The sequence below is a fragment of the Phaeodactylibacter xiamenensis genome (genome assembly GCF_000759025.1).
Classification (GTDB): domain Bacteria; phylum Bacteroidota; class Bacteroidia; order Chitinophagales; family Saprospiraceae; genus Phaeodactylibacter; species Phaeodactylibacter xiamenensis.
Genome location: NZ_JPOS01000084.1, coordinates 126,044 through 146,884 on the forward strand (window position 1 = coordinate 126,044; position 20,841 = coordinate 146,884).

Annotated in this window: 12 protein-coding genes; 5 read left to right on the top strand and 7 right to left on the bottom strand. The window is 51.2% G+C overall.

Going from position 1 to position 20,841, the window contains the following annotated elements; translation table 11 throughout:
- Positions 1–23: 23 nt before the first annotated feature.
- From IX84_RS25215 to IX84_RS25225, 3 genes are all read right to left on the bottom strand, one after another.
- Entirely contained in the window at positions 24–2,357 is a 2,334-nt protein-coding gene (locus IX84_RS25215) for a TonB-dependent receptor (RefSeq protein ID WP_044227586.1), read from the bottom strand.
- Positions 2,358–2,516: 159 nt separating this feature from the next.
- Positions 2,517–3,131, bottom strand: a complete 615-nt coding sequence (locus tag IX84_RS25220) for an L-threonylcarbamoyladenylate synthase (RefSeq protein ID WP_044227588.1) — start codon at positions 3,129–3,131, stop codon at positions 2,517–2,519.
- A 163-nt stretch (positions 3,132–3,294) separates the two neighbouring features.
- A complete protein-coding gene (locus IX84_RS25225; RefSeq protein WP_044227591.1) occupies positions 3,295–4,773 on the bottom strand; it encodes a P-loop NTPase family protein in 1,479 nt (492 codons plus the stop codon).
- 160 nt (positions 4,774–4,933) lie between these two features.
- On the opposite strand from IX84_RS25225, the gene IX84_RS25230 reads away from it, so the two are divergent.
- Entirely contained in the window at positions 4,934–6,109 is a 1,176-nt protein-coding gene (locus IX84_RS25230) for a hypothetical protein (RefSeq protein ID WP_044227594.1), read from the top strand.
- 154 nt (positions 6,110–6,263) lie between these two features.
- Positions 6,264–7,016: a GNAT family N-acetyltransferase gene (locus IX84_RS25235; RefSeq protein ID WP_052516396.1), complete on the top strand. Its 753-nt coding sequence runs from the start codon at positions 6,264–6,266 to the stop codon at positions 7,014–7,016.
- A 49-nt stretch (positions 7,017–7,065) separates the two neighbouring features.
- Here IX84_RS25235 and IX84_RS25240 read toward each other — a convergent pair whose 3' ends face one another.
- The 3 genes from IX84_RS25240 to IX84_RS25250 all read right to left on the bottom strand — a co-directional run bounded on the left by IX84_RS25240 (position 7,066) and on the right by IX84_RS25250 (position 14,065).
- Positions 7,066–7,287, bottom strand: a complete 222-nt coding sequence (locus IX84_RS25240) for a hypothetical protein (protein WP_044227596.1) — start codon at positions 7,285–7,287, stop codon at positions 7,066–7,068.
- Between the two features lie 277 nt (positions 7,288–7,564).
- Positions 7,565–12,451, bottom strand: coding sequence for a translocation/assembly module TamB domain-containing protein (locus IX84_RS25245; protein WP_044227598.1), 4,887 nt, complete (start codon positions 12,449–12,451; stop codon positions 7,565–7,567).
- A gap of 219 nt (positions 12,452–12,670) precedes the next feature.
- On the bottom strand, positions 12,671–14,065 hold the full coding sequence (locus tag IX84_RS25250; RefSeq protein ID WP_044227600.1) for a 3-keto-disaccharide hydrolase: 1,395 nt from the start codon (positions 14,063–14,065) through the stop codon (positions 12,671–12,673).
- Between the two features lie 117 nt (positions 14,066–14,182).
- Between IX84_RS25250 and IX84_RS25255 the strand changes: the two genes are divergently transcribed.
- Positions 14,183–15,406, top strand: a complete 1,224-nt coding sequence (locus tag IX84_RS25255; protein ID WP_202965294.1) for a Gfo/Idh/MocA family protein — start codon at positions 14,183–14,185, stop codon at positions 15,404–15,406.
- Between the two features lie 3 nt (positions 15,407–15,409).
- Here IX84_RS25255 and IX84_RS25260 read toward each other — a convergent pair whose 3' ends face one another.
- The gene (locus IX84_RS25260) at positions 15,410–16,702 is read right to left on the bottom strand and encodes a hypothetical protein (protein ID WP_052516397.1); all 1,293 of its coding nucleotides are present in this window, start codon (positions 16,700–16,702) and stop codon (positions 15,410–15,412) included.
- A gap of 97 nt (positions 16,703–16,799) precedes the next feature.
- Between IX84_RS25260 and IX84_RS25265 the strand changes: the two genes are divergently transcribed.
- Both IX84_RS25265 and IX84_RS25270 read left to right on the top strand, forming a co-directional pair.
- A complete protein-coding gene (locus IX84_RS25265) occupies positions 16,800–18,989 on the top strand; it encodes a beta-galactosidase trimerization domain-containing protein (RefSeq protein ID WP_044227603.1) in 2,190 nt (729 codons plus the stop codon).
- Between the two features lie 6 nt (positions 18,990–18,995).
- Positions 18,996–20,789, top strand: a complete 1,794-nt coding sequence (locus IX84_RS25270) for an arylsulfatase (protein ID WP_052516398.1) — start codon at positions 18,996–18,998, stop codon at positions 20,787–20,789.
- Positions 20,790–20,841: the final 52 nt, after the last annotated feature.

The following is a 20,841-nucleotide window of genomic DNA, read 5'->3' on the forward strand; positions in this document are numbered from 1 at the left end:
TTGGCTCCGCTCTGTGGCGTAGTCTAGAAATTAAACTGCACTCCAAGAGCCGGCAAAATAGGTAGTTGATTGACGCGGCTGTTGGTCACCCGGTCTACATAGAAAATATTTTCCCGGTTGTAAACATTGGTGATACTCAGGTTGATATCCATGGAGGTATGCTTACCGAACTCAATGGTGCGCTTCACAGAAGCGTCAAGGCGATGGTAGAAAGGCAGGCGGCCACCGTTGATCTCATCCGTAAGAATAGTACCCAAGCCAAAGTTACCGGTCAGGATATTTGTGAAGAGCAGGTTGGTGAAGTCGTTCTGCTCGTAGAAGCCCTGTGTCTGAGTGAAAGGGAACCCGGAGCCCATATTCCAGCGCAGGCTTGCCTCCCAGAGTTTATTTTTACCGAAGGTGTAAACGCCCAGCAGGTTGATATTGTGGCGGCGGTCAAAAATTGTTGGGTACACCTGATTGCCATCATCCCGGGTTACACGGCCTAGTGAGTACGTTGCCCATAGATACCCATTTTGTGCCTGGTAGCGGGCGGACAGGTCAATACCATAGGCTTCGCCAGTTTCCGTAATAAAGTCCGGATCGAAGTCGGACAATTTGTTCCGGTTAATATTAATAAGCTGGGTAAAGCGCTTGAGGTAGGGCTCAATATTGATCGTAAGCTGATCGCCCACATCCACCTCCACACCACCAATAGCATGAATAGCCTTTTGAAGGGGCTGGTCCACCGGCTCGTTAGAGGCTGGCTTGAAAAGCGTTTCTTCCGGACCAGCAAGGAAGCCGATAAAGAAGTTGACCACATCCAGATCGTTAACCGTACTGATCACGTTTTGAGAGTACACCCCTGCTCCAAACTTGATCCGCAGGAAGTCCGTAATGTTATACTTCAGCCCGAAGCGGGGCTCTATAGACATCTCAGACTGGGAAGCGTAGTAGTGCAGGCGCATGCCCGGCTCGATGATCAAATTACCCAGGCGTTGCTTGTATTTGAAGTAGCCCGCAACTTCCGTAGTAAAGCTTTTTTGCTGAATGGTAGACCCAATAAAGTTACGGAAGGTAAAGTCTGTATTAAATCCAGTGAAGTCAAAGCCGTAATCAAAGCGGCTTTTATTACCAAAGTAGGTGAAGTTTAACAGGGCATTAAAGCTGCTAACGCCGCTCTGCCGCGGATTGCCATCGGCCTCCTCCAGTGAAATGTCATAGTCAGTAACAGCTACTGTACCATTCAGGATAACATTAGAGTTGGGCGGAATAAGCGTAAAGTTAGCACCGCCGCCAACGTTGGTCCAGTCAAGTTTTGCCAGCCCTACAAAGTCGAACCGGTCGGTGAAGTTAAAGCCAAAAACATTGAGCTTGCTTCCGTTGTCCCCCACAAATGATAATTTCCCATACAAATCTGTAAAGGTATAGGGCAAGCCAATTTCCCCGACATCCGCCAGTGAAGTGTCCTGAGATGCAAAAGAGAAGAAGGTGGTATCTACTGCATAGTTATAGAATATCTTTGAGGACTGGTCCAGGTAAGAGTGCTTACCGGTCAGAATAAAGGAAGTACTGCCCCCGCCATCATCTTTCAACTTTTTTATGGGCCCCTCAATAAGGGCTTTAGTTAAAAAAGGACTGCCGGACACCAGTCCGCTCATGCGTTTTTTGTTCCCTTCTCTGGTCTTAATGTCTACAACCGCCGAAATTCGCCCACCGTGTTCGGCATTAAAGCCTCCGGTAAGGACATCGACGCTCCGCACAGCTTCTGTTTCAAAAACGGAGAACAGGCCTATCGAGTGGAAAGGGTTATAAATAGTCATACCATCGAGCAGGATCTTATTCTGTACGGGTGACCCTCCGCGAATATACAGTTGCCCCCCCTGATCACCGGAAACGATGATGCCCGGGAGTACAGGCAGGTACTGCGCAATATCCGCTTCGCCACCGGTAGATGGCAGAGACTGAATCTGCTTAGCCGTGACGCGCAATTCTGAAACCTTGACATCAGAGCGAGCCTGCTCCCGGCTGCTGGATACATTCACCGTTTCCAGCTCCACCCCACTTGGTGACATAACCAGGCTTTCGTAAACGATTCCGCCTGCCTTGACTTTCACCTCAACGGCAAGACTGTCATAGCCAAGATAGGTAACGACCAGCTTGTATTCACCGGCCGGCACATTGGAAATGGCAAAGAAGCCATCAAGGTCGGTATTCGCACCCAGGTCAGTGCCTTGAAGCAACACATTGGCGTAAATAATCGGTTCTCCGGATTCTTCATCATAGATATTCCCCCGGACGATACCCCCATTCTGTTGAGCGGAGAGGATAAAACCAAGGAGTACGAAGGGCAGAATAAGTATTTGCTTAAATTTCATGCAGCAGGTTTGTTTTAAAACAAGCACAAAGATAAAGACCTCGACCACTCAAACAAGCCTTTATTTTGTCGTTTTAAACACAAAGTCTTATTGCAAACGCAAACCGGCACAGCCACGTACCTGTGACTGTGCCGGCTTAAATTATAACAGATAAGGCTGCTAGAGCTCCAGTACCCCGGTGCCTAAGCGCAGCACAACGGGCTCAGCACCCGTGCAATCCACAACGGTGGAAGGCTGATTTTTGCCAATACCTCCGTCAATAACCAGGTCGACCTGCTTCCCTAAGTCTTCGTAAATGTCGATCGGATCAGTAAAATACTCCAGTATTTCGTCATCACTTTTGAGGGAAGCTGTCAGAATAGGCCGGTCCAGCCCTTCCACCAGGACCTGACAGATATTGTTGTCGGGTATACGCACTCCAATTGTCCGTTTGCGGTTTTTGAACATCTTGGGCACTTTATTATTCGAGTTTAAAACGAAGGTAAAAGCGCCCGGAAGATGCTTCTTCATCAACCGGAAGACGGTATTGTCAATTTGCTGTGCATAATCGGCTACCTGACTGATGTCTTTACATATAAAGGAGAGGCGGGCTTTGACCGGGTCTAGCCCCCTGAGTTTACAAATCCGGTCTACGGCCTTTGAATTGAAAATATCGCAGCCCAGCCCGTAGACCGTGTCTGTAGGGTAAATAATGACACCACCTTCCCGGAGCACGTCAACCGCCTGATCGATTTTGCGGCCTTCCGGGTTGTCAGGATTGATTTTTAATAGCATATGGTTTAATTTTTTGGTTGCTTAATCCGGGTAGAGCTTTTGGAGTGGAACCGGTAAAATAAATACCGCCTCCTGCTGCAACCCGCTCAATTAAAAACGGGAGGCTGCAGCTTGCCAGCTCCAACCTCCCGTTAAGTTAACACAGGGTTAACAAAAGGTCAAATTAATTATCGTATTCATCATCAAAAAGATCGTCATCCAGCATGTTTGCCAGAATATCCCGGAAGGAAAACGCCGATTCCATTACATCCTTATTGACGATATTGAACTCTGCCAGCCCGTGCAGCACCAGCTCCATGAATGGGTAGGCGTCTTCCCCGGATACTTTCAGGTGGCTTTCCACGAGCTTCCGCAGCCCGGCTACGCCATCCAGTGCTTTCCGGAAATCCTTCTCACTGCAATCATTGAGCAGCTCGACTTCATTACCACCCGAAAACCAGGCCCGGATAGTGCCATAGGGATCGCTTTCACGACCTTTCTTGAGCTTATCAGGGTTCGGAAAATGGGCAAGGAAGGATTTCTTTATGGCTTTGCCGATCAGGTTGACCGCCACGCCATAGGGGCCTTCCTGCTCGCCCTCGTAGACCAGTTCCACCTTTCCGGTAATGGCAGGGACCACGCCCCAAAAGTCGGTAATCCGGGCTTTGGCTGTGCTTTCTCCGTTTATCAGCATCCGGCGTTCCACTGTGGAAACGAGGTTTTCGTAGCCTGAGATCGTCAGGCGGGCAGAAACCCCGCTTTTCTCATCTATATATTCGCTGTCACGGGCTTCGAAGGCCACTTGCTCCAGAAGGATTTCAAGTAAATCCGGCACTTCTGTAGCTTCCCGCTGTGCATCCGTAAGCTCGGCCTCCTGCCTGGTAATCTGCCGGGCGATCTCGATTGTCTTGGGATAGTGGGTCAGAATTTGGCTTTCAATACGGTCTTTGAGCGGTGTGATGATACTGCCCCGATTGGTATAGTCCTCAGGGTTTGCCGTAAATACAAACTGAATGTCAAGCGGGAGGCGCAATTTGAAACCCCGGATTTGTATATCGCCTTCCTGCAGAATGTTGAAAAGCGAAACCTGAATACGGGGCTGCAGGTCAGGCAGCTCATTAATCACGAAAATGCTGCGGTGAGAACGGGGCACCAACCCGAAGTGGATGACCCGCTCATCAGAGTAAGACAATTTCAAACTAGCCGCTTTGATGGGATCTACATCACCTATGAGATCTGCTACACTTACATCCGGAGTCGCCAGTTTTTCCACATAGCGCTCCTCACGGTGCACCCATTCAACAGGCGTATCGTCGCCGTGCTCAGCAATAATCGCTTTGGCCTGCCGGGAGATCGGATTTAAGGGGTCGTCGTGCAGATCGCTTCCGCCCACGACAGGCATCCACTCATCCAGCAGATTGACCAGCAGGCGGGCGATCCGCGTTTTCGCTTGTCCGCGCAGCCCAAGCAACAGGATATTATGGCGGGACAAAATAGCCCGTTCAATATCGGGAAGTACGGTATCATCGAACCCCAGGATACCTTCGAATACTTTTTCCTTAGCCTGAAGTTTTTGAATCAGATTTTGCCGCAGCTCCTCCTTGATGGAGCGGGACTCGTAACCGCTTTGCTTAAGTTCGCCCAGCGTTTTGATTTGGTTCATGTATTCCGGATTTCACGTGAGAAGTGTATGAGTGAGTGTAACGCCTGAGTGAAAGTATGGTTTAGCAATTTTTTCAACGGCCTGCAAAAGCAATAGGAACTGATGGTATTTATGTACATTTCTTAATATCTTACCCACTGAACCTATTCTTACCCAAAATATGCACAACCGGGAAAAAAGCTCCTGCTGGTTTTTTGCCGGCTTATGGGTCACCATTCTGCTTACTGCCGTGTACTGGCACTTTGCGGGCCGGGACTTCAGCGCGTTTATCCTTCTGAGCGATAACAATATCGAGCAGGTGGCCTTCAATGAAGAGGTAAAGGTCTATCCGCATGACGGCTACGACGGCCAGTTTTTCTATGCATTGGCACTCCACCCTTTTGAAAGGATTACAGCTACTTTCAATCCACCTTCTGAAAACTCATTGGACCGGCCTTTTGCTTCCGGGATTAGAATAGATAATCCGGTCCTGCGTACCAAGCGCATTGGCTACCCCTTACTTGCCTGGGCAGCAAACGGATTTGGGCAGGGGGGCTATCTGCCATTTGCGCTGGTGCTCATCAACATTCTTGGTATTGGCCTAGCCATCGGCATCTGTTTCCTGCTCACCATGCTATTCAAGGCTCCCTCCTACTATTGCCTGATGCCCCTTGCTTTTATTGGGACATGGATATGCCTTTTCAGAGACCTCTCCGACCACCTTGGTGTTGCCTTTGGGTTACTGAGCCTCTACTTTGTAGTAAAAAAAAGATTTTGGGCTTTTGCCTTGATGGGCACTGCCGCTATGCTCACGAAGGAAACGGTTATTTTCATTTTACTGGGGAGTGCTTTTTCTATAGGGTTGAGCGCCCTTCGGCAAAAACAATACGAGAGGATCATGCTTCTAAGCTTTCCCTTCTTGGCTTATTTAGGATGGAGCGCCTTTCTGGGCTGGCACACCCCTTCTGATGGCACGCTGCTCAAACACTTTGACTGGCCCTTTGCCGGAATAGCCCGAGGGTATATCAAAGCTCTGCCGCTTCCCTTATTCTGGTTGGGGACATTTGTGCCCATTGCGCTGATCTCGCTGGAAGGGCTCCTGGAGCTGTGGAAAAACCGGCTACACAGCTTGTTTCAGCCTGTTACGCTCATTTTTCTCTTCAACCTGGCATTTGTATTGCTGTTATCCAAAGCCATATATGAAGACCCCTTCTCTTTTGCCCGGAACATGCTACCGCTACAATATGCCGCTATGCTGCTTCTGATACAGCAAAAGCAAGGTGTTTCCTGGTTTACAATTGTTGTAAGTACAGGCACAGCGACCCTGTTTTATTTCGCCTCCATCTTAAATCTATAGCCCGGTCAATACGGATGATCTGAGCATATTCCCGCTTCTTTAGTTACCTCTGCCCCACCATCTCCAATGGTCAGAGATTACTTGCTCAGTGCGTGATGCCTTTAAAATCCGAAAAAATCGACTAATTTGGTCCCAATAACCCGAAGCGCCCTATATGCCATTCACCATTAAAGCTGAAGCTGCCCGATACCAGGCTATTCTGCCCCTTCGACGGCTATTTCTGGAAAGCCTGCATGCACAGGTATGCTATGAGGCTTGTCATGACCAGGGCTGGGCAGATTATTATCACCTCATTATTGAGAATCAACCGGTAGGCTACGCCGCAGTGAAAGGCATGGAAGAGCTGGGGCACCGGGACACTATCTTTGAGTATTACCTTCTCCCCGGCTACCGGCAGCACGCGGCTCATTTTTTCAGAAAACTACTTGAAGAAACCAACGTACAGTATGTGGAGTGCCAGACCAATGAACCGCTGCTGACGGCTTTGGCTCACGCTTTCGCTAAAACCCTGCACGAAGAACTCTGGCTCCTGTCCGATGACCATGTTACGCACCACCTTCTGCCCGGTGCCCTCTTCCGCAAGCGGCGGGCTACTGAACGCGTCCCCTGGCTAAAGGAGTCGCCAGGCGATTACCTGCTATTGATGGATGAAAAAATAGTAGCAGAAGGAGGCTTGTTGATGCACTACAATCCCCCCTACGCAGATATCCACATGAGTGTGGCTCCTTCCTATCAGGGCCGGGGCATTGGCACCTACTTTGTCCAGGAATTAAAAAGAGCCTGCTATCTTTTGGGGTATTTACCCGTTGCCCGGTGTCAAACGGACAATTCGGCATCCCGGGAAACTTTGATAAAGGCGGGAATGAAAATTTGCGGTAAAACGCTCTGGGGCCCAATTGCCCGGTAAATTATCGGGCCGGGTCCATCTTCAACCAGCTTTTCAAATCTATTTTGCGCTACAGGCCATTGTGCAGGAAACGGTCAAGCCGGAATTTTGCAGCCGAAAACCCTCCTGTATGATATTTAGCAACCGGGGCGACCGATTGCTCGAATTCTATTTGGTGCAGCAGTTTTCCAGGCTCGCTTATGTTTTCTCCCTTGAGAGACATATTCAGGCTGGACTTGGGTAGCTTGCTGGAGGTAGGTTTGTCCAGGTAGTCGTGGTAGATATCCGTCACTTTAGGCCGAAGCGTTCTGGCAGCGTACTCCCTGTGGCCAGAAGCTGCTTCAACCGGTACGATGAGGTTCCCCTCAATTTGCGTAACCGGGCACTAGGCGACATTCAAAGCGAGCTCTAACCGGTCAGGGTGAATATTTTTCATAGCTTACTAATGGTTTCTCAGGGCCTGATACTGTTCTTCATTCTTAATGGAAGGATTCGGCATTTTTTTTCTTTGTAAGCGCAAAACCGAACTCCATGTTCGAAAGAAAGTCAGCCTAAGGTCTCCTGAATGATCAATCCCGGACTTTCCCGGCAGCCCACCTGAAGCTGCGCAGGAATTCCCCAAAGGAGTCAAATTCTTTGCGGTAGCTCAGGCCTGTGCCTACCTCAAGGCGGCTGCCACCACCGATATCGGGTTCCAGGCGCTGATAAATGCGGAGCTTAAGCGTGCGGTCCCGGTTGAGGACGTACTCAATGACCAGGTCGTTGCCAACAAAGGTCCCGGTCTGATCAGGCACCCGGGCGCTGTTGCCAATATCGACATTGCCACCCACCAAAACAGAGAGCCGGTCATTGAAAAACTCCTGCCTCATCCGCAGCTGAAATTCATCGCCACGCCGGAAGTCCTGGCTTTCGCCCAAATTGGCCTGATACTGATTGTAGGCGATGTCGAAATCAATGCCGGACAGCGCGCTTTGCTCTCCAAAAAACTCAGAAAATAACTCTGTAAGCAAGAGCGACAACTGATTGGACACGAATTCGCTCACCGTATTGTAGAAGATATCAGCCCCCTGTATAGCAATATCCGAAGGTAAAAACTGCCCCACCACAATCAGCCCGAACACCTGACGGTTCAACTCATTGGGATCTTGCCTCAGTATCCGGAGCTTACTGTCGGTAAGCGTCTTAAGACCGCCGATCAGCTCTGGAAAATCAATATCGAAATTGATAATCGGGCGCAGCAAATCTCCCCGGAGCTCCATGGTCAGTTCCACCTCTGTGGGCTGACTGGCGCCCTGCTTTAAGTCATCGGGCGCATCAATAAGGTATTCCTGTATAAAATTGGCAACCGGCGTAGACAAACCAGCGTACTCTGCCTCCAGCCGAATTTGGGCTTCGAAGGGATCACCGGACCAGGAGATCACCCCGCCCCGATTGATGTCGAAGTCTTTGTTAACAACGTTGTACAGGGTAAAGAGGTACTCTCCTTGTTCGATATTGTAATCTCCAAACATTTCAAACTCCCCGTTTCGGGGTACCAAAATACGGATATTGCCCCTCCCTGTCCCCTTGATGATGTCGCCGGCCTGTTCATCAAAAATGATTTCGCCCTGCGCTTCTTCTGTTATATTAAGATCCATCTCCAGGCTTACACCATTCAGCTCAGTGTTGCTTTGCTGGTCCAAAGGCACCTCTGCTTCCTGCTTCTTAAAGTTGATAAAGTTTAGCTCGGAAGCGTTGCTACCGTAGCTCACCGGGATCACAAGGCGGGTATCTTTTCCTACCGTGGCGTTGACATAAATGTCTATTTTCCGTAGCGGTCCATTGAAGGTGACTTCTCCATCTCCCAGGGCATGCCCGTAGAATAAGTCATTGTCCTCTTTGTCTGTATCGAGCGCCAGAAAACGATCAGTATTGATTTCAGCGTTAATGCCCAGGTCCTTTAGATAACTATGGGTAATGCCTCCGGTAATGGTAGCCGTGTTGCCGTACTTGTCTTTGACCACAACGTCCGAGGCATCAAAAAGGAAGTCTCTCGCCTCTATCCGGGCATCATCAAAGTAGTAGCGGGTTTGCAGGAAATCTATGGTAGTCGCCCCATCACGCACTTTGATCTCTCCGTCAATATGGGGCTCCCCGGGAAAGCCAAAAATACTGGCACTGGCATCGAAGTACCCCACCGTATTTTTGATAGTGCCCTCCAGCCAGTATTCTCCGATGTTTACCGGAAAACTCGTGACATCAAGATCGATACTAAAATATTGAGCTTTTTCGCTATCTCCTCCCCTGCGTGCCCGGCGGGTATCTTCCGGATTGAAAAAGCCCTCCGCAATGAGCTGCGAGGTGTCTTTGGTAATTGCCAGATAGCCTTCAAACCGGCTCTTGAGGCCAGCTGCATTCGCATCCAGGCGCAGGGCTCCCCAGTCATCGTCATTCACCCGGAAGGTATCTGCCATAACAGTAGCATTGAGCCCTTCCATCTTGAATATGTTATCCACTTCGGCTATCATATTGAAAGGCCCGCCGAAATCCAGTTCTTCATACTCCCAGATGTCATCAATGAAAGAAAAGTCGAAATTACTCAAGGCCAGTTGCAGCCCTTTCTCTCCTTTTGACCGGAGCTGAATGACCCGATCCTCATTTTTGAGACGGAAATGCTCCGTTCTAACATAACCTTTACGGAAAGTGATGTAATTATCCGGTTCAATCTCCCATAACTTTTGCAACAAAACCAGGTTGGAACGCTTGAAGCGCAACTGGTAGTTCAGGCTGTCCAGCAGGTAGAGCTCCGCATTTAGATTAAGATTGTCCAGCATGGACAAACCTTCTACCTGATAGGCCAAACCGATATCCAGGGTGTCGCGGTCCAGGTCAGCTAGTACATGAACCGGGGCAAACCGGCGTTTATCATTCAGCACCGGCTCTTCCACCCTGAAATTGATGGAGCCTGCCGAGTCCACGAGCCTTGCGAATAGACCAGCATCATTCAATTCAATATTACCGAACCGGAAGCGGGGTACCCGCAGCTCCACCGTGATGCTGTCTTTTTGATTGTCGAAGTAGCCGTTCAGTGCCACCCCTTCCAGAGGGCCTAGCCTGGGCTCAAACAATCCCAGGACGCCTTTTGTGTCCACAATATCAAAATCGTAAATAAATTCATTCCCCTTTGGCTGCCTCCGTGGCTTTTTCATGCCCAGTCGCTCAAAGAAGCCGTGATGGTTCCGGTCCAGGTAATCCATAAGGGCAGGCCCGATATCCAGTACATCGAACTGCCCAAGCAGGTAGCCGTTCACCAAATCGGAGGCTACGCTGAACCGTTTTCGCCCTCCGGGCTCAAACAGAGAAACAAAGACCACCGAATCCACCTGAATGGTATCCTGATTGCGGTGCAGAATTTCCACGCCCTTTATACGCCCCCGGCCTTCCAGCTCAGATAAGGTACTGTTTTGCAGGTTGAGACTGACATCTCCGGATAAATTGATATCTTTTTGGCTAAGGTTAAGCGGCAATAACGAGAGCTGATTCACCGATGCGAAAAAGTTAAACCGGGGCACACTATCCGTCATATCTACCTGCCCGTTAAACGAAAAGTCGATATGCTCATCCTGAATCAGAAAGTCACCGGAGAATTGGTTCTTTTTCAGTAGCCCAGTCAGATTGGCATTGGTGTAGTTGTAGCCTTTGTAGATGAAACTTTGCACTTCGGCACTGAGGTCAGCGGTCGCCGTTTCTGCCGTCAGCCCTTTACCGTTGCGCACACTGGATGAGAAATTCACAAGCCCGAGGTCCTGATTCTGGGTGAAGCCGCCCAGGTCAAAATCAACGAGAGACAAGCTTCCACTGTAGGAAGCCTCAGCGCGGTTGCCGGTCAGGTTACGGACTTTCATATCCATTTCGGCCCGCCCAAGGGCTGAATTGAGCGTTCCATAAGCAATATAATCGGAAAACAGGACATCAAAGCGGCCGGTAAAGTAAAGCCACCCCAGACGGTCGAAGGCCTCCGGAGGCTGAAACTTCGGAAATAGTTGCCGAAGTGCTGTCATATTGGTCCGCAGCTCGTCCAGCTGGAAGTTAATGGTCCGGAAGTCCGGGTAGGTAAGGTCACGGGTCCTCAAATCTCCCTGCGCCACCAGCCGCCGGTTTTCCAGGGCCAGGTACATATCTTCAGCATCCAGGTCATTGACTGTGCCTTCTATCAGCCCGTCGATGTACAGTTTACGGTCCCGGTTATCCCAGAAGAAAGCGTTGGACTTAAGCTTGGGCGCAAAAGTCATAATATCTTTCAACGTAACGGAAGCATTGCTGAGATGGGCTTCCATTTCCACCTCATCCGGAAAGGACTTGAATGCCTCGTAGGTGTCATATCTGAAAATCAAAGTGTCCCCGATATCACTGTAGGGTGTCTTCAACTGTAGGTCATAAAGCTCGAGCCCCCTGTTCCAGACCCGGCCATTGCCTACAGTCAGGTCTTCCAGCACGAATCCGCTTAAATCCCGAAGGTTGAACTCCTCTACCTGCCCGGAAAAATCAAGGCTATCGGAGCAAAAGGAGAATTCATTGATGCCGATATTAATATCAAAAACATCCATATGCTGATAGTTGAGCTCGTCCACAGGCCCGTCGTTTTCCGGATCATTACGCCAGTTATGCAGGGAAAACTTACCATCTTTCAGCACAAACTCGCCTATGGTAGCGAAAAAGGGCAAGGGGGAGGCAGCAGTTGGCGTATTGCTGCTCATCGTATCCTGAGGCCAAATGACATAATCGTACTCATCAACCCGAAAATAGGGGCCTTCAAGGATGACGGATTTGGCGTGCAGGGTCCGGTCGGGCAGGGAAAACTCATCAAATACAGCGGATCCTTCAGCAAGGTAGATATCCATGTCCTGCCCTCTCGCTTTGTCTTCTTTCAGGAAACGGATTTTACTGAGGGTCAGCCCCTGCACATCCAGATAGAAGGGCCGCTTTTCGCCTGTGGCAGACGAGGTATCTGGCGGGAAGAGGCGGCCCAGCAACACCTGCATGTTGTTGTAGTCATCATCTGCAGCCTTACGGATATTAACATTGGCGCTGTCCAGGGCAAGGTCTTCAATAACCAGCCCCCGGCGCAGGTAAACGAGCGGATTGAGGCTGAAATCTGCGTACAGGTATTTGCTGAAGATGGCCGTATCACCCGGCGTCAGGTCCTCCACATAAAAGTCCTCCAACACCAGCTGGTCCAAAAACTTGATATTCAGCCGGTCGATGGAGACCGTAGTTTTCATGGCGTCGCTAAGCGCGGTGGTCACCCGGTCTGCCAGGTAGTTTTGTACCGCAGGAATTTGAAGCACGCCTGACAGGATAAGGAAAAACAGGATAAGCCCTACGGCCAGGCGCCTGACCCATAGCCATAGCAGGCGCAGCCACGAGCGGGACTGAGACTGTTCTTCCTGCGGTTGCTTTTGTCCTTGATCTTCCATCTACTACGTTCAACCAAACATCCCGCGAATATATTGATTGAATGCCAGATTTAACGTAGAATTAGCATATTTGGACGGCTTCGGTCTGTCAGGCAAAACAAAAGCCGCAGATGACTGTACACTTCAGTCCGCTGCGGCTTGTCTTTTCTGGCCACTACACTCCTGATAAATGGGGCTTTCAGGCTGCCATGTAATCAGGAACGATGGGTTCCGTTCAAATTAGAATTCCCGGATTTTTATACTCCGGAAAGATACCCGGTTGCCGTGGTCCTGAAGCAGGATATGCCCCTGAGGCAGTTCGCCAAAGTCCGGCCAGTCTTTATACTTACTGTACGCTACCAATGCCCGGTACATAGGTGTATTTCTTTCGTACTCCAGTACCTTGAAGCCATTCAGCCAATGCTCAATGTGGTTCCCTTTGACGATTAACCGGGCCTGATTCCACTCCCCAACACCTCGGAACGGCTTATTTCGGCCGGGTACGGAGAGGTTTCCAGCCGGGATCAGATCGTAGAGGGAGGCCAGAGTGCGGTTGCCCTTTACGCCTTTTTTGGCATCGGGGTGCTCTTGGTCATCCAAAATCTGATACTCCAGCCCGATGGAGGAACCTAGCCCTTTGTTGAGCTCCGGATCAACGAAGTACTTAATACCGCTATTAGCCCCAGCTGTGATTTTGAACTCCAGCATTAGTTCAAAGCTGCTGAATTTATCTTCGGTAATAATGTCCCCTCCATTGGTGGATTCGCCACCATCGGATTCCAGAACGGTAAGTACACCATCTTCAATCTCCCATCCCTTTTCCGGGAAATCCTCAGCACGGGCACTGCGCCACCCCTCCGTGGTTTTGCCATCCCAAAGCATACGCCAGCCTTTGCTGATTTCATATGGCGTCAGGGAATTCGGAACGTAGTTGAGCTCCATCGCGTGCGGCGCCATTGGCCATCGGTCTGCTTCCAGGTTATCCGTTTTGATGCGGATATTGCGCCAGCGGATTTCCCGCCCGGCTTTTTCTTCGTCATTCCCTATCCCATGCACCTGCAGCCCGATGAAGCCGGAAGCCGTCATGTCGTCCACGACATTAGCGGTGTTAACCCCGTTGATCCACACCCGGAGTTCATTGCCCACCGCTTCAATCCTGTACTTGTTCCACTGCCCCAACTTATAGGCTGTCCGGGCTTCCGGATTGAGGCTGAGCGGGTAGAGCCACCCACGCCGCCCTTCGTCGTAAATCCCGCCGCTATAGGCCCGCTGACTGGGATCAGCCTCTGCCTGATAGCCATGTACTCTTCCGTTTTTATACTCCGGCAGGCTATTGCTACGGAACTGAATACCGGAATTGATCGCTGCATCGCCCCACATTTCCAGCTCCAGAATAAAATTGCTGAATATTTCTTTGGTACACAGAAAAGTGTTCGGCGTTTGGGTTTCCGTGACCCCTACAATCACACCGTCCTGTACCTTGTACGCCGCAGACCCATTGCGTTTTTCCCAACCGTTCAGGTCTTTGCCATTAAACAAATCCCGCCAACCCTCGTCAGATTGGGCCGTCAGAGCAGCACTCAGTCCGCCGCTTACGATCAGAAACAATGCCAGTAATTGAATTCGGTTTTTCATTATTATTTTGTTGTTTAAGGGTCAAATTGAGACCAGTCAGGGTAACATAGCGCAGGACACTTGTCTTTTCCTTAGATGTATTTTGTTCCTGCCCCTGATTTCAAAAGAGGACAAACCATGCCTACTATTGTAACCAAAGATACAGACTTGAAGCAAATGGATAGACGAGACTTCATCAGAAAAAGCAGCATGGCCACAGCAGGGCTCACCTTGGGCTCCCTAAGCATGGCCTCCGGCACATTCTCCAAAAACGAGACCGTACAGCTCGGGGTTATTGGTACCGGAGCAAGGGGCGGAGGGATTATCCGGCTACTGAACAGCATACCGCAATTCAAAACAGTAGCCTGCTGTGATATCCTGCCCTTCCGGCTGGACAGCGCCATGGAAAATGCTGATCAAAAGGCTAAAGCTTATACCGATTACCGCAGGCTGCTGGACGACCCGAATGTGGACGCTGTACTGATTGCCACGCCCCTGTCTATGCATTATGAGATGGCTGTGGCAGCTGCACAGGCAGGCAAGCATGTCTACTGCGAAAAAACCATGACCTACCAAATGTCTGAAGCCGACCGGCTCGTGGAGCAGGTAGAGGCTAATGGCAAGGTTTTCCTTGTAGGGCACCAGTACCGCTATCACCCCCTTTACTTCCGGGTGGCCGACCTCATCCGCAGCGGCAAAATTGGCGATATCGCGAATGTTTACATTCAATGGAACCGGAATGGTGACTGGCGGCGCCCGGTGCCCAAACCCAAATACGAGCGCATGATCAACTGGCGGATGTACACCGAGTATTCCGGCGGGCTGACGGCTGAGCTGCATTCCCACCAAATTGATTTTGTCAACTGGGTGCTGGGCACTCACCCGGAAAAAGCCGTTGGTTTTGGCGGAATCAACTACTGGAAGGACGGCCGGGAAACGTTTGACAACGTCAATTCTATGTTCAGCTACCCGAACGGCATGAAGGTCAATTGTATTTCCCTGACTTCCAATGCACACGAAGGGTATCAGATGATATTCAGGGGCAGCAAGGGCACCATAGAAATGGGGATAGATGAAGGCTGGATCTACTTCGAGCCCCTCAATAAGAAAGAAAAAGGCATGGTCGACGGCGTCTCCGGCGCCACCCTCAACCGCGCCAAAGAGGATAAATACGCCATCCGCTTTGAGCACAAGACGGAAGGCTGGGGCGGCACCCACTATGCGTTCCAGGAATTCTACGAATGCATACGCGACAACCGTGAGCCCGTCTCCAACGTCAGGACCGGTGCTACAACCGCCAAGTGTGTGCGAATGGCAATTGATGCCATGCGGGAGAATAAAGCAGTAGACTGGCCGGGTTAAAAGTTACCAGCACCTTGCAGCCGCCCCCCGGTAGACTACAGGGTAGAGTGTCTTCGCATGGGGCGGAGCTGCCTCAACTGGCAAAACCGACTTTCGGTCGTCCCAAAACGGATTCATCTCGTACACCTGATGACGGTGGCTCATCTGCTCAAGGTCTAAAGGCCCGTATTCGTGAACCACATGAGGCTGCCCCCAGGCTTCTACCGTATCTGCAGGAATAACAGTGGTATAGATGATGGAATCACCATATTCGGTAATCTTTTCACGCTTGCCAGGGATACGGGTTTTGTACTGCGTATAATTGTTGAGCAATAGATTCCCGGGGCCGGGCGGGCGATGATGCTTAGGGACACCCCGGCTGAAACAATGCCAGGAATGCCACTCGGGTATGCGGATGATGTTGCCCTCTACCAGATTGTGCCCACCATCACCGTTGTGGAAATTGACGTCCACCTCAAGGTAATTGCTAATGAGCACATTATACTTTGCGCCGCTTTGGATAGCCAGGTGCCGGATAGCCCTGACTGTATCCTCCGCTAAAAGTACATAGCGACTGTTTTGCTCTATATTAAAGTAGCCATTGCCACGCCCTCCTTTGTTGTAGGCGCCGTCCACCCGGGTTTTTGTGATACTGATATGTTCCGATTCCAGAACCAGAATCGGATCGGTGCCTGAATCCAGAATTTGACAATTCCGTATCCAGGAATTCCGGGCATGGTCAAAGGTGACCTGCGTCACGTACAACTGAAAGTCCTCCCCGGGGTTATTTCGGAACGTCTTTTTCTGCCAGGGGTAGTCGAAATAATCATAATCCACCGGTTGAAAATCCACAGCTTCATACTTAACCGTCAGGTCTTCAAGCCCCGCCCAACGGATATTATGAAAGCGGATGCCCGTGATATTATCAAAAGGACTGGAAAAAAACGGGCCTCGCAGTTGATTGCTCAATACCACCTTACTTCGGCTGGCCCCTCTTAGGATAATGCTGTCTTTAAGGTAGAGCGTTTCATGAATTGGATAGACCCCCGGCAGCAGCAGCAGGATGCCTCCCCCTTGCTCTGCAGCGTTATCAATGGCATCCTGCAGATCCTCTCCCGGCCTTAATGTGTCTACCACCGAAAAATCATCCGGACCAGGAATGCCGCATTGCACCCCTGCCTGCGCCCAGTGCCACATATCTGGAAAACGAGCATCATACTGTTCCGCATCAAAAGCCCAGCCCCGGTCGCCAAAGGCCTGCCCATACAGTGCTGTTCCAGCCACCATCGTAAAGAGGAGAAAAAAAGCCTGCCTCATATTTTTTTGAACAAGGGGGCTCAAAACGAGTCTTTGTCACCGTATACCTGCTCGTTACAAATACAAAATCCGGCGTACCTCTCTCAAAAATACGAAAATGAAGCATCGCCTTCTTGTTTTCCTGCTGATTTCGGTGAGCACTCTGGCTCTCCCCGGAAGTGCACTCGCACAGGACAGCCATGACTACCTGACGGAGCGGTATGATCAGCTCCATTACTCAGAAAAACAGGCCTACTACAAGGAACTGGCCCCCATGTCAGTAGGTGCGGTTTATCTGCCCCGGCCCGGGGAGGGCGAGGAAGAGCTACGCTGGCATTTCCGCACTATGAAGGAGCTCGGTTTTACCAGCACCAAGCAACTGTTCCCGCCCAATGGCATGACTTTCGAGGAAGCCGCTCTGATTGCACTGGAGGAAGGTATCAGCCCCTGGTGGTACGGTGAAGCCGGTTGGGCACCGATTACCCCGGAAGTCCTGAAAGCTGCGGAGCTGCCTGCCAATATGAGCATTAAGGAAGCCCGGGAGCACCCTAAGATGAAGGCTTATCAAACGGAAGTCCTCCGGAAACGTATTCTCCGGCGGCAGGAACTGGTCAAAGCTACCGGACAGCATGAGCCCGACCCCATCCCCCATCCCAATACTGGCGGCGTAGGGCATAAGCTACCCGACGAAATCAAACCGGTCTTTCTGGACTGGGTCCGAAAGCAGTACGGCAGCATTGACAGCCTCAACTACGCTTACAATATGCACCATGTACTGCTGGCGCCCGGTGGGAGGCCCTTTACATCCTGGGCCGACTTCAACGAGCGTTGGGAACAGATTCCGAATAAGGAGTACCGCCACCTGCGCGACATTTTCCGCTTCAAAGCCGATATGCGCCTGAAATGGACGCAGGAAAATAAAATTGACCGCCACAACGCGTTCGATCCTGTGCCTCCTTACCGGGCCGGAGGCGAAATGGGCATGTTTCTGCCCTTTTCCTGGCGGGGCGTCGATATGGAAGGCATTGCGGAGCTGATGACCCCCAACGGCTCTTTGTACCCTTCCATCCACCTGGCCTGGCATTTCGATGAGGTACAGCATGAGATCACCCGCCCCGTTTACATGCAAGCCGCCCTCACCAACGATTACTTCAAAGGCGGCTGGTCGGCTACCTGGGAGTCTACCGGTGGCCCGCAGCAGTTCAGTGGCGGCAAAGGTGGCAATGGCTTTACCGTGGACGAAGGTATCATCACACAGCTCATGCTCACCTATCTGGCAGCTGGCTACAAGGGGTTTGGGCTATGGTCATGGAGCATGCGCACCGCTGGATGGGAAGCCGGGGAATACGCTCTGCTTGACCGCCACAATAAAGTAACCGAAAAGGCCATCCGCGCTGGTGCCATAGGCAAAGCCGCTCAAAAGTACCGTGATGAAGTCTGGCAGGGCCACAAGGAGCCTTTTGTTGGAGTGTACACCGACTGGGAAAACGAAGCTTACTGGGCAGCGATGTCCATACAGGGCAGAGATATCTTTAAGCAACTCCCGATTGATGCCCGCACCGGAGTAAGCCGGGCACTCATCAACCATAATGTGCCTTACGAATATGTAACCCCCTCAGACCTCCGCAAAGGGCTGGCCGGGCGCTACCGGGTCATCTATCTGCCGTTTGTCATCGCTATTGACCCGGAAATCATCGGTATCCTTACCGAATATGTGGAAAACGGAGGGCGGGTAGTCATAGACATGCCCTCTGCCTGGTATGATGAGAATGGTGCCCTGCTCTACTCAGACAAAGGCACCCCCTTTGAAAAGCTGTTTGGCGTAACCATAAATGATTATCAATACGCTGGTATCAATATGGACTACCGGCTGGAAGGACAACCTCTGCACGGCTTTACCCTAGATATGACGCCGACTTCCGCTGAGGTGGTGGAGCGCTATCATTCCGGCGACCCGGCTATCACCGAAAACAAGCTGGGCAAAGGCACCGCAGTCATTCTCGGATTCCAAGCCTCCATGGATTGCTTTAAGCCGGGCCAAGCGGCAGCAGAAGAGCGGCTAATCAGGCATACCCTTGCTGATTACCAGCCATTCTACCGGTGTGAAGGCGCAATTGTCTACCGTATGGCATCGCCGGAAGCAGACCATTATTTCCTCCTCAACGATGGAGAAGCGAAACAGGTCGAACTGGACTTCGACTACAAGTACCGGAACGCTACCGATGCCATTACCGGCGAATCCCTTAAATTAGGAGCACCGATAGAACTGGAATGCTACAGTGGCCGCTGGCTGCGCTTTGAAAAATAAACCTGTATGAAGTATCTGATCTTTTTCGTTGTGCCCGCCTTGCTTTTGGCCGGCTTTACCCTTCGCCCTGAACCGAAAGCAGGCACGCCCGAACGGCCCAATATCATCCTCATCCTCACCGATGATCAGGGGCATGGTGACCTGGACTATCACGGCAACCCATTGATTCACACACCGGTGCTTGATAGCCTGGCCCGGCACAGTGTACGACTGACTGAGTTCTACGTCTCGCCAGTCTGTGCCCCTACCCGGGCCAGCCTTATGACCGGGCGATATGGGCTACGTACCGGAGTTTATGATACCTACGCCGGGGGCGCAACGATGGCAGCAGAGGAGCAAACCATCGCCGAACTACTCAAAACGGCCGGGTACCGCACCGGTGTTTTTGGAAAATGGCACCTCGGAGACAACTATCCCTACCGGCCCAACGATCAGGGATTTGATGAGGCCCTGGTGCATGCTGCCGGAGGGCTGGAGCAACCCGGTGACCGCTACGAAAACTTCAGCCGGAAAGGGCAGAGCTACTTTGACCCCCTGCTGGAGCATAACGGGAAAGTGGTACAGGGGGAAGGCTACTGCTCCGATGTTTTTACGGATGCGGCGATTGACTTTCTCCAAACCGGGGGCGATCAGCCTTTTTTTCTTTATCTGGCGTTCAATGCGCCCCATACGCCGCTGGAAGTGCCGGAGGAAGCCTACGAACGCTACCGGGACATGCCCTATCCTTTCGACACCTTCGCCATTCAGGGGTCCAATGAGTTTGAGCGGATGAAGCCGAAGGATATTGAAGCGGCCCGCAAGGTCTATGCCATGGTGTCCAATATCGATGAAAATGTAGGCCGGCTACAACAAGCGCTAAAGAGTGCCGGTGTAGCCGACAACACCCTCCTCATTTTCCTGACGGACAACGGGCCACAGCAAATCCGCTACAAATCTGGCTTTTACGGGCGCAAGGGATCGGTGTACGAAGGGGGCATACGGGTGCCTTCCTTCTGGCACTTTCCAAAGAAATTCGGTAATCCACGTGACGTACCGGGTATTGCCGCCCATATAGACGCCCTCCCCACCCTGGCTGAACTCACGGGCACTACGCCAGAAGCGACTTTGGATGGCCGGAGTTTTCTGCCCGCCCTTACCGGCGAGGTGGCAACTGTAGCCGGGGGTCGCACCCTGTTTTTCCAGTGGCAGCGGGGTTATCCGAGGGGATTTCATAATATGGCCGTACGGACAGATTCCTTTAAGTTAGTGGGTAAGTACAGGTTTGAAAAGGCGCCGGATGATTTTGAGCTGTTTGATCTGCGAACAGACCCTTTCGAAACCAAGGATCTAAGTGAGCAATATCCCGAGGTCGTTCAGCAACTGTCCGAACGCTTCCTGGACTGGCAGGCAGAAATGAAAGTAGCTCCCGCCCTGCTCAGAGATCACCCTGTAGCCTTACATACTCCTGAGGGCTACCCCGTACGCCTCAACCGAAACGACTGGAAAGGCCCCGCCACCAAACAGTGGAGCAGCCCGGAGGCTCATGGGTATTGGACGGTGGAGGTACCGGAGGCCGGAAGCTACGACTTTGAGCTGTTCTTCCATGAAGGCCTGCCCGGGCATGGAAGCCTTAACCTTAAAGTGGGGACGGAGCAACGGGATGTAACTATTCGGGACAGTATCACCCGGCATTTTCATTTTGATGATGTCCCGCTTCAGCCCGGGCAATACCGGCTTGACGCCTGGTTTCATTGCTTTTGGCCAAAGGAAAGTGTGGGTACATACGGCCCTTATGATGTGACGGTTAAAGCACAAGATTAGCAAAAACCACGCTTTTTAATTCTTATGCTTCTTTTTAGGCACCTTCTGAACC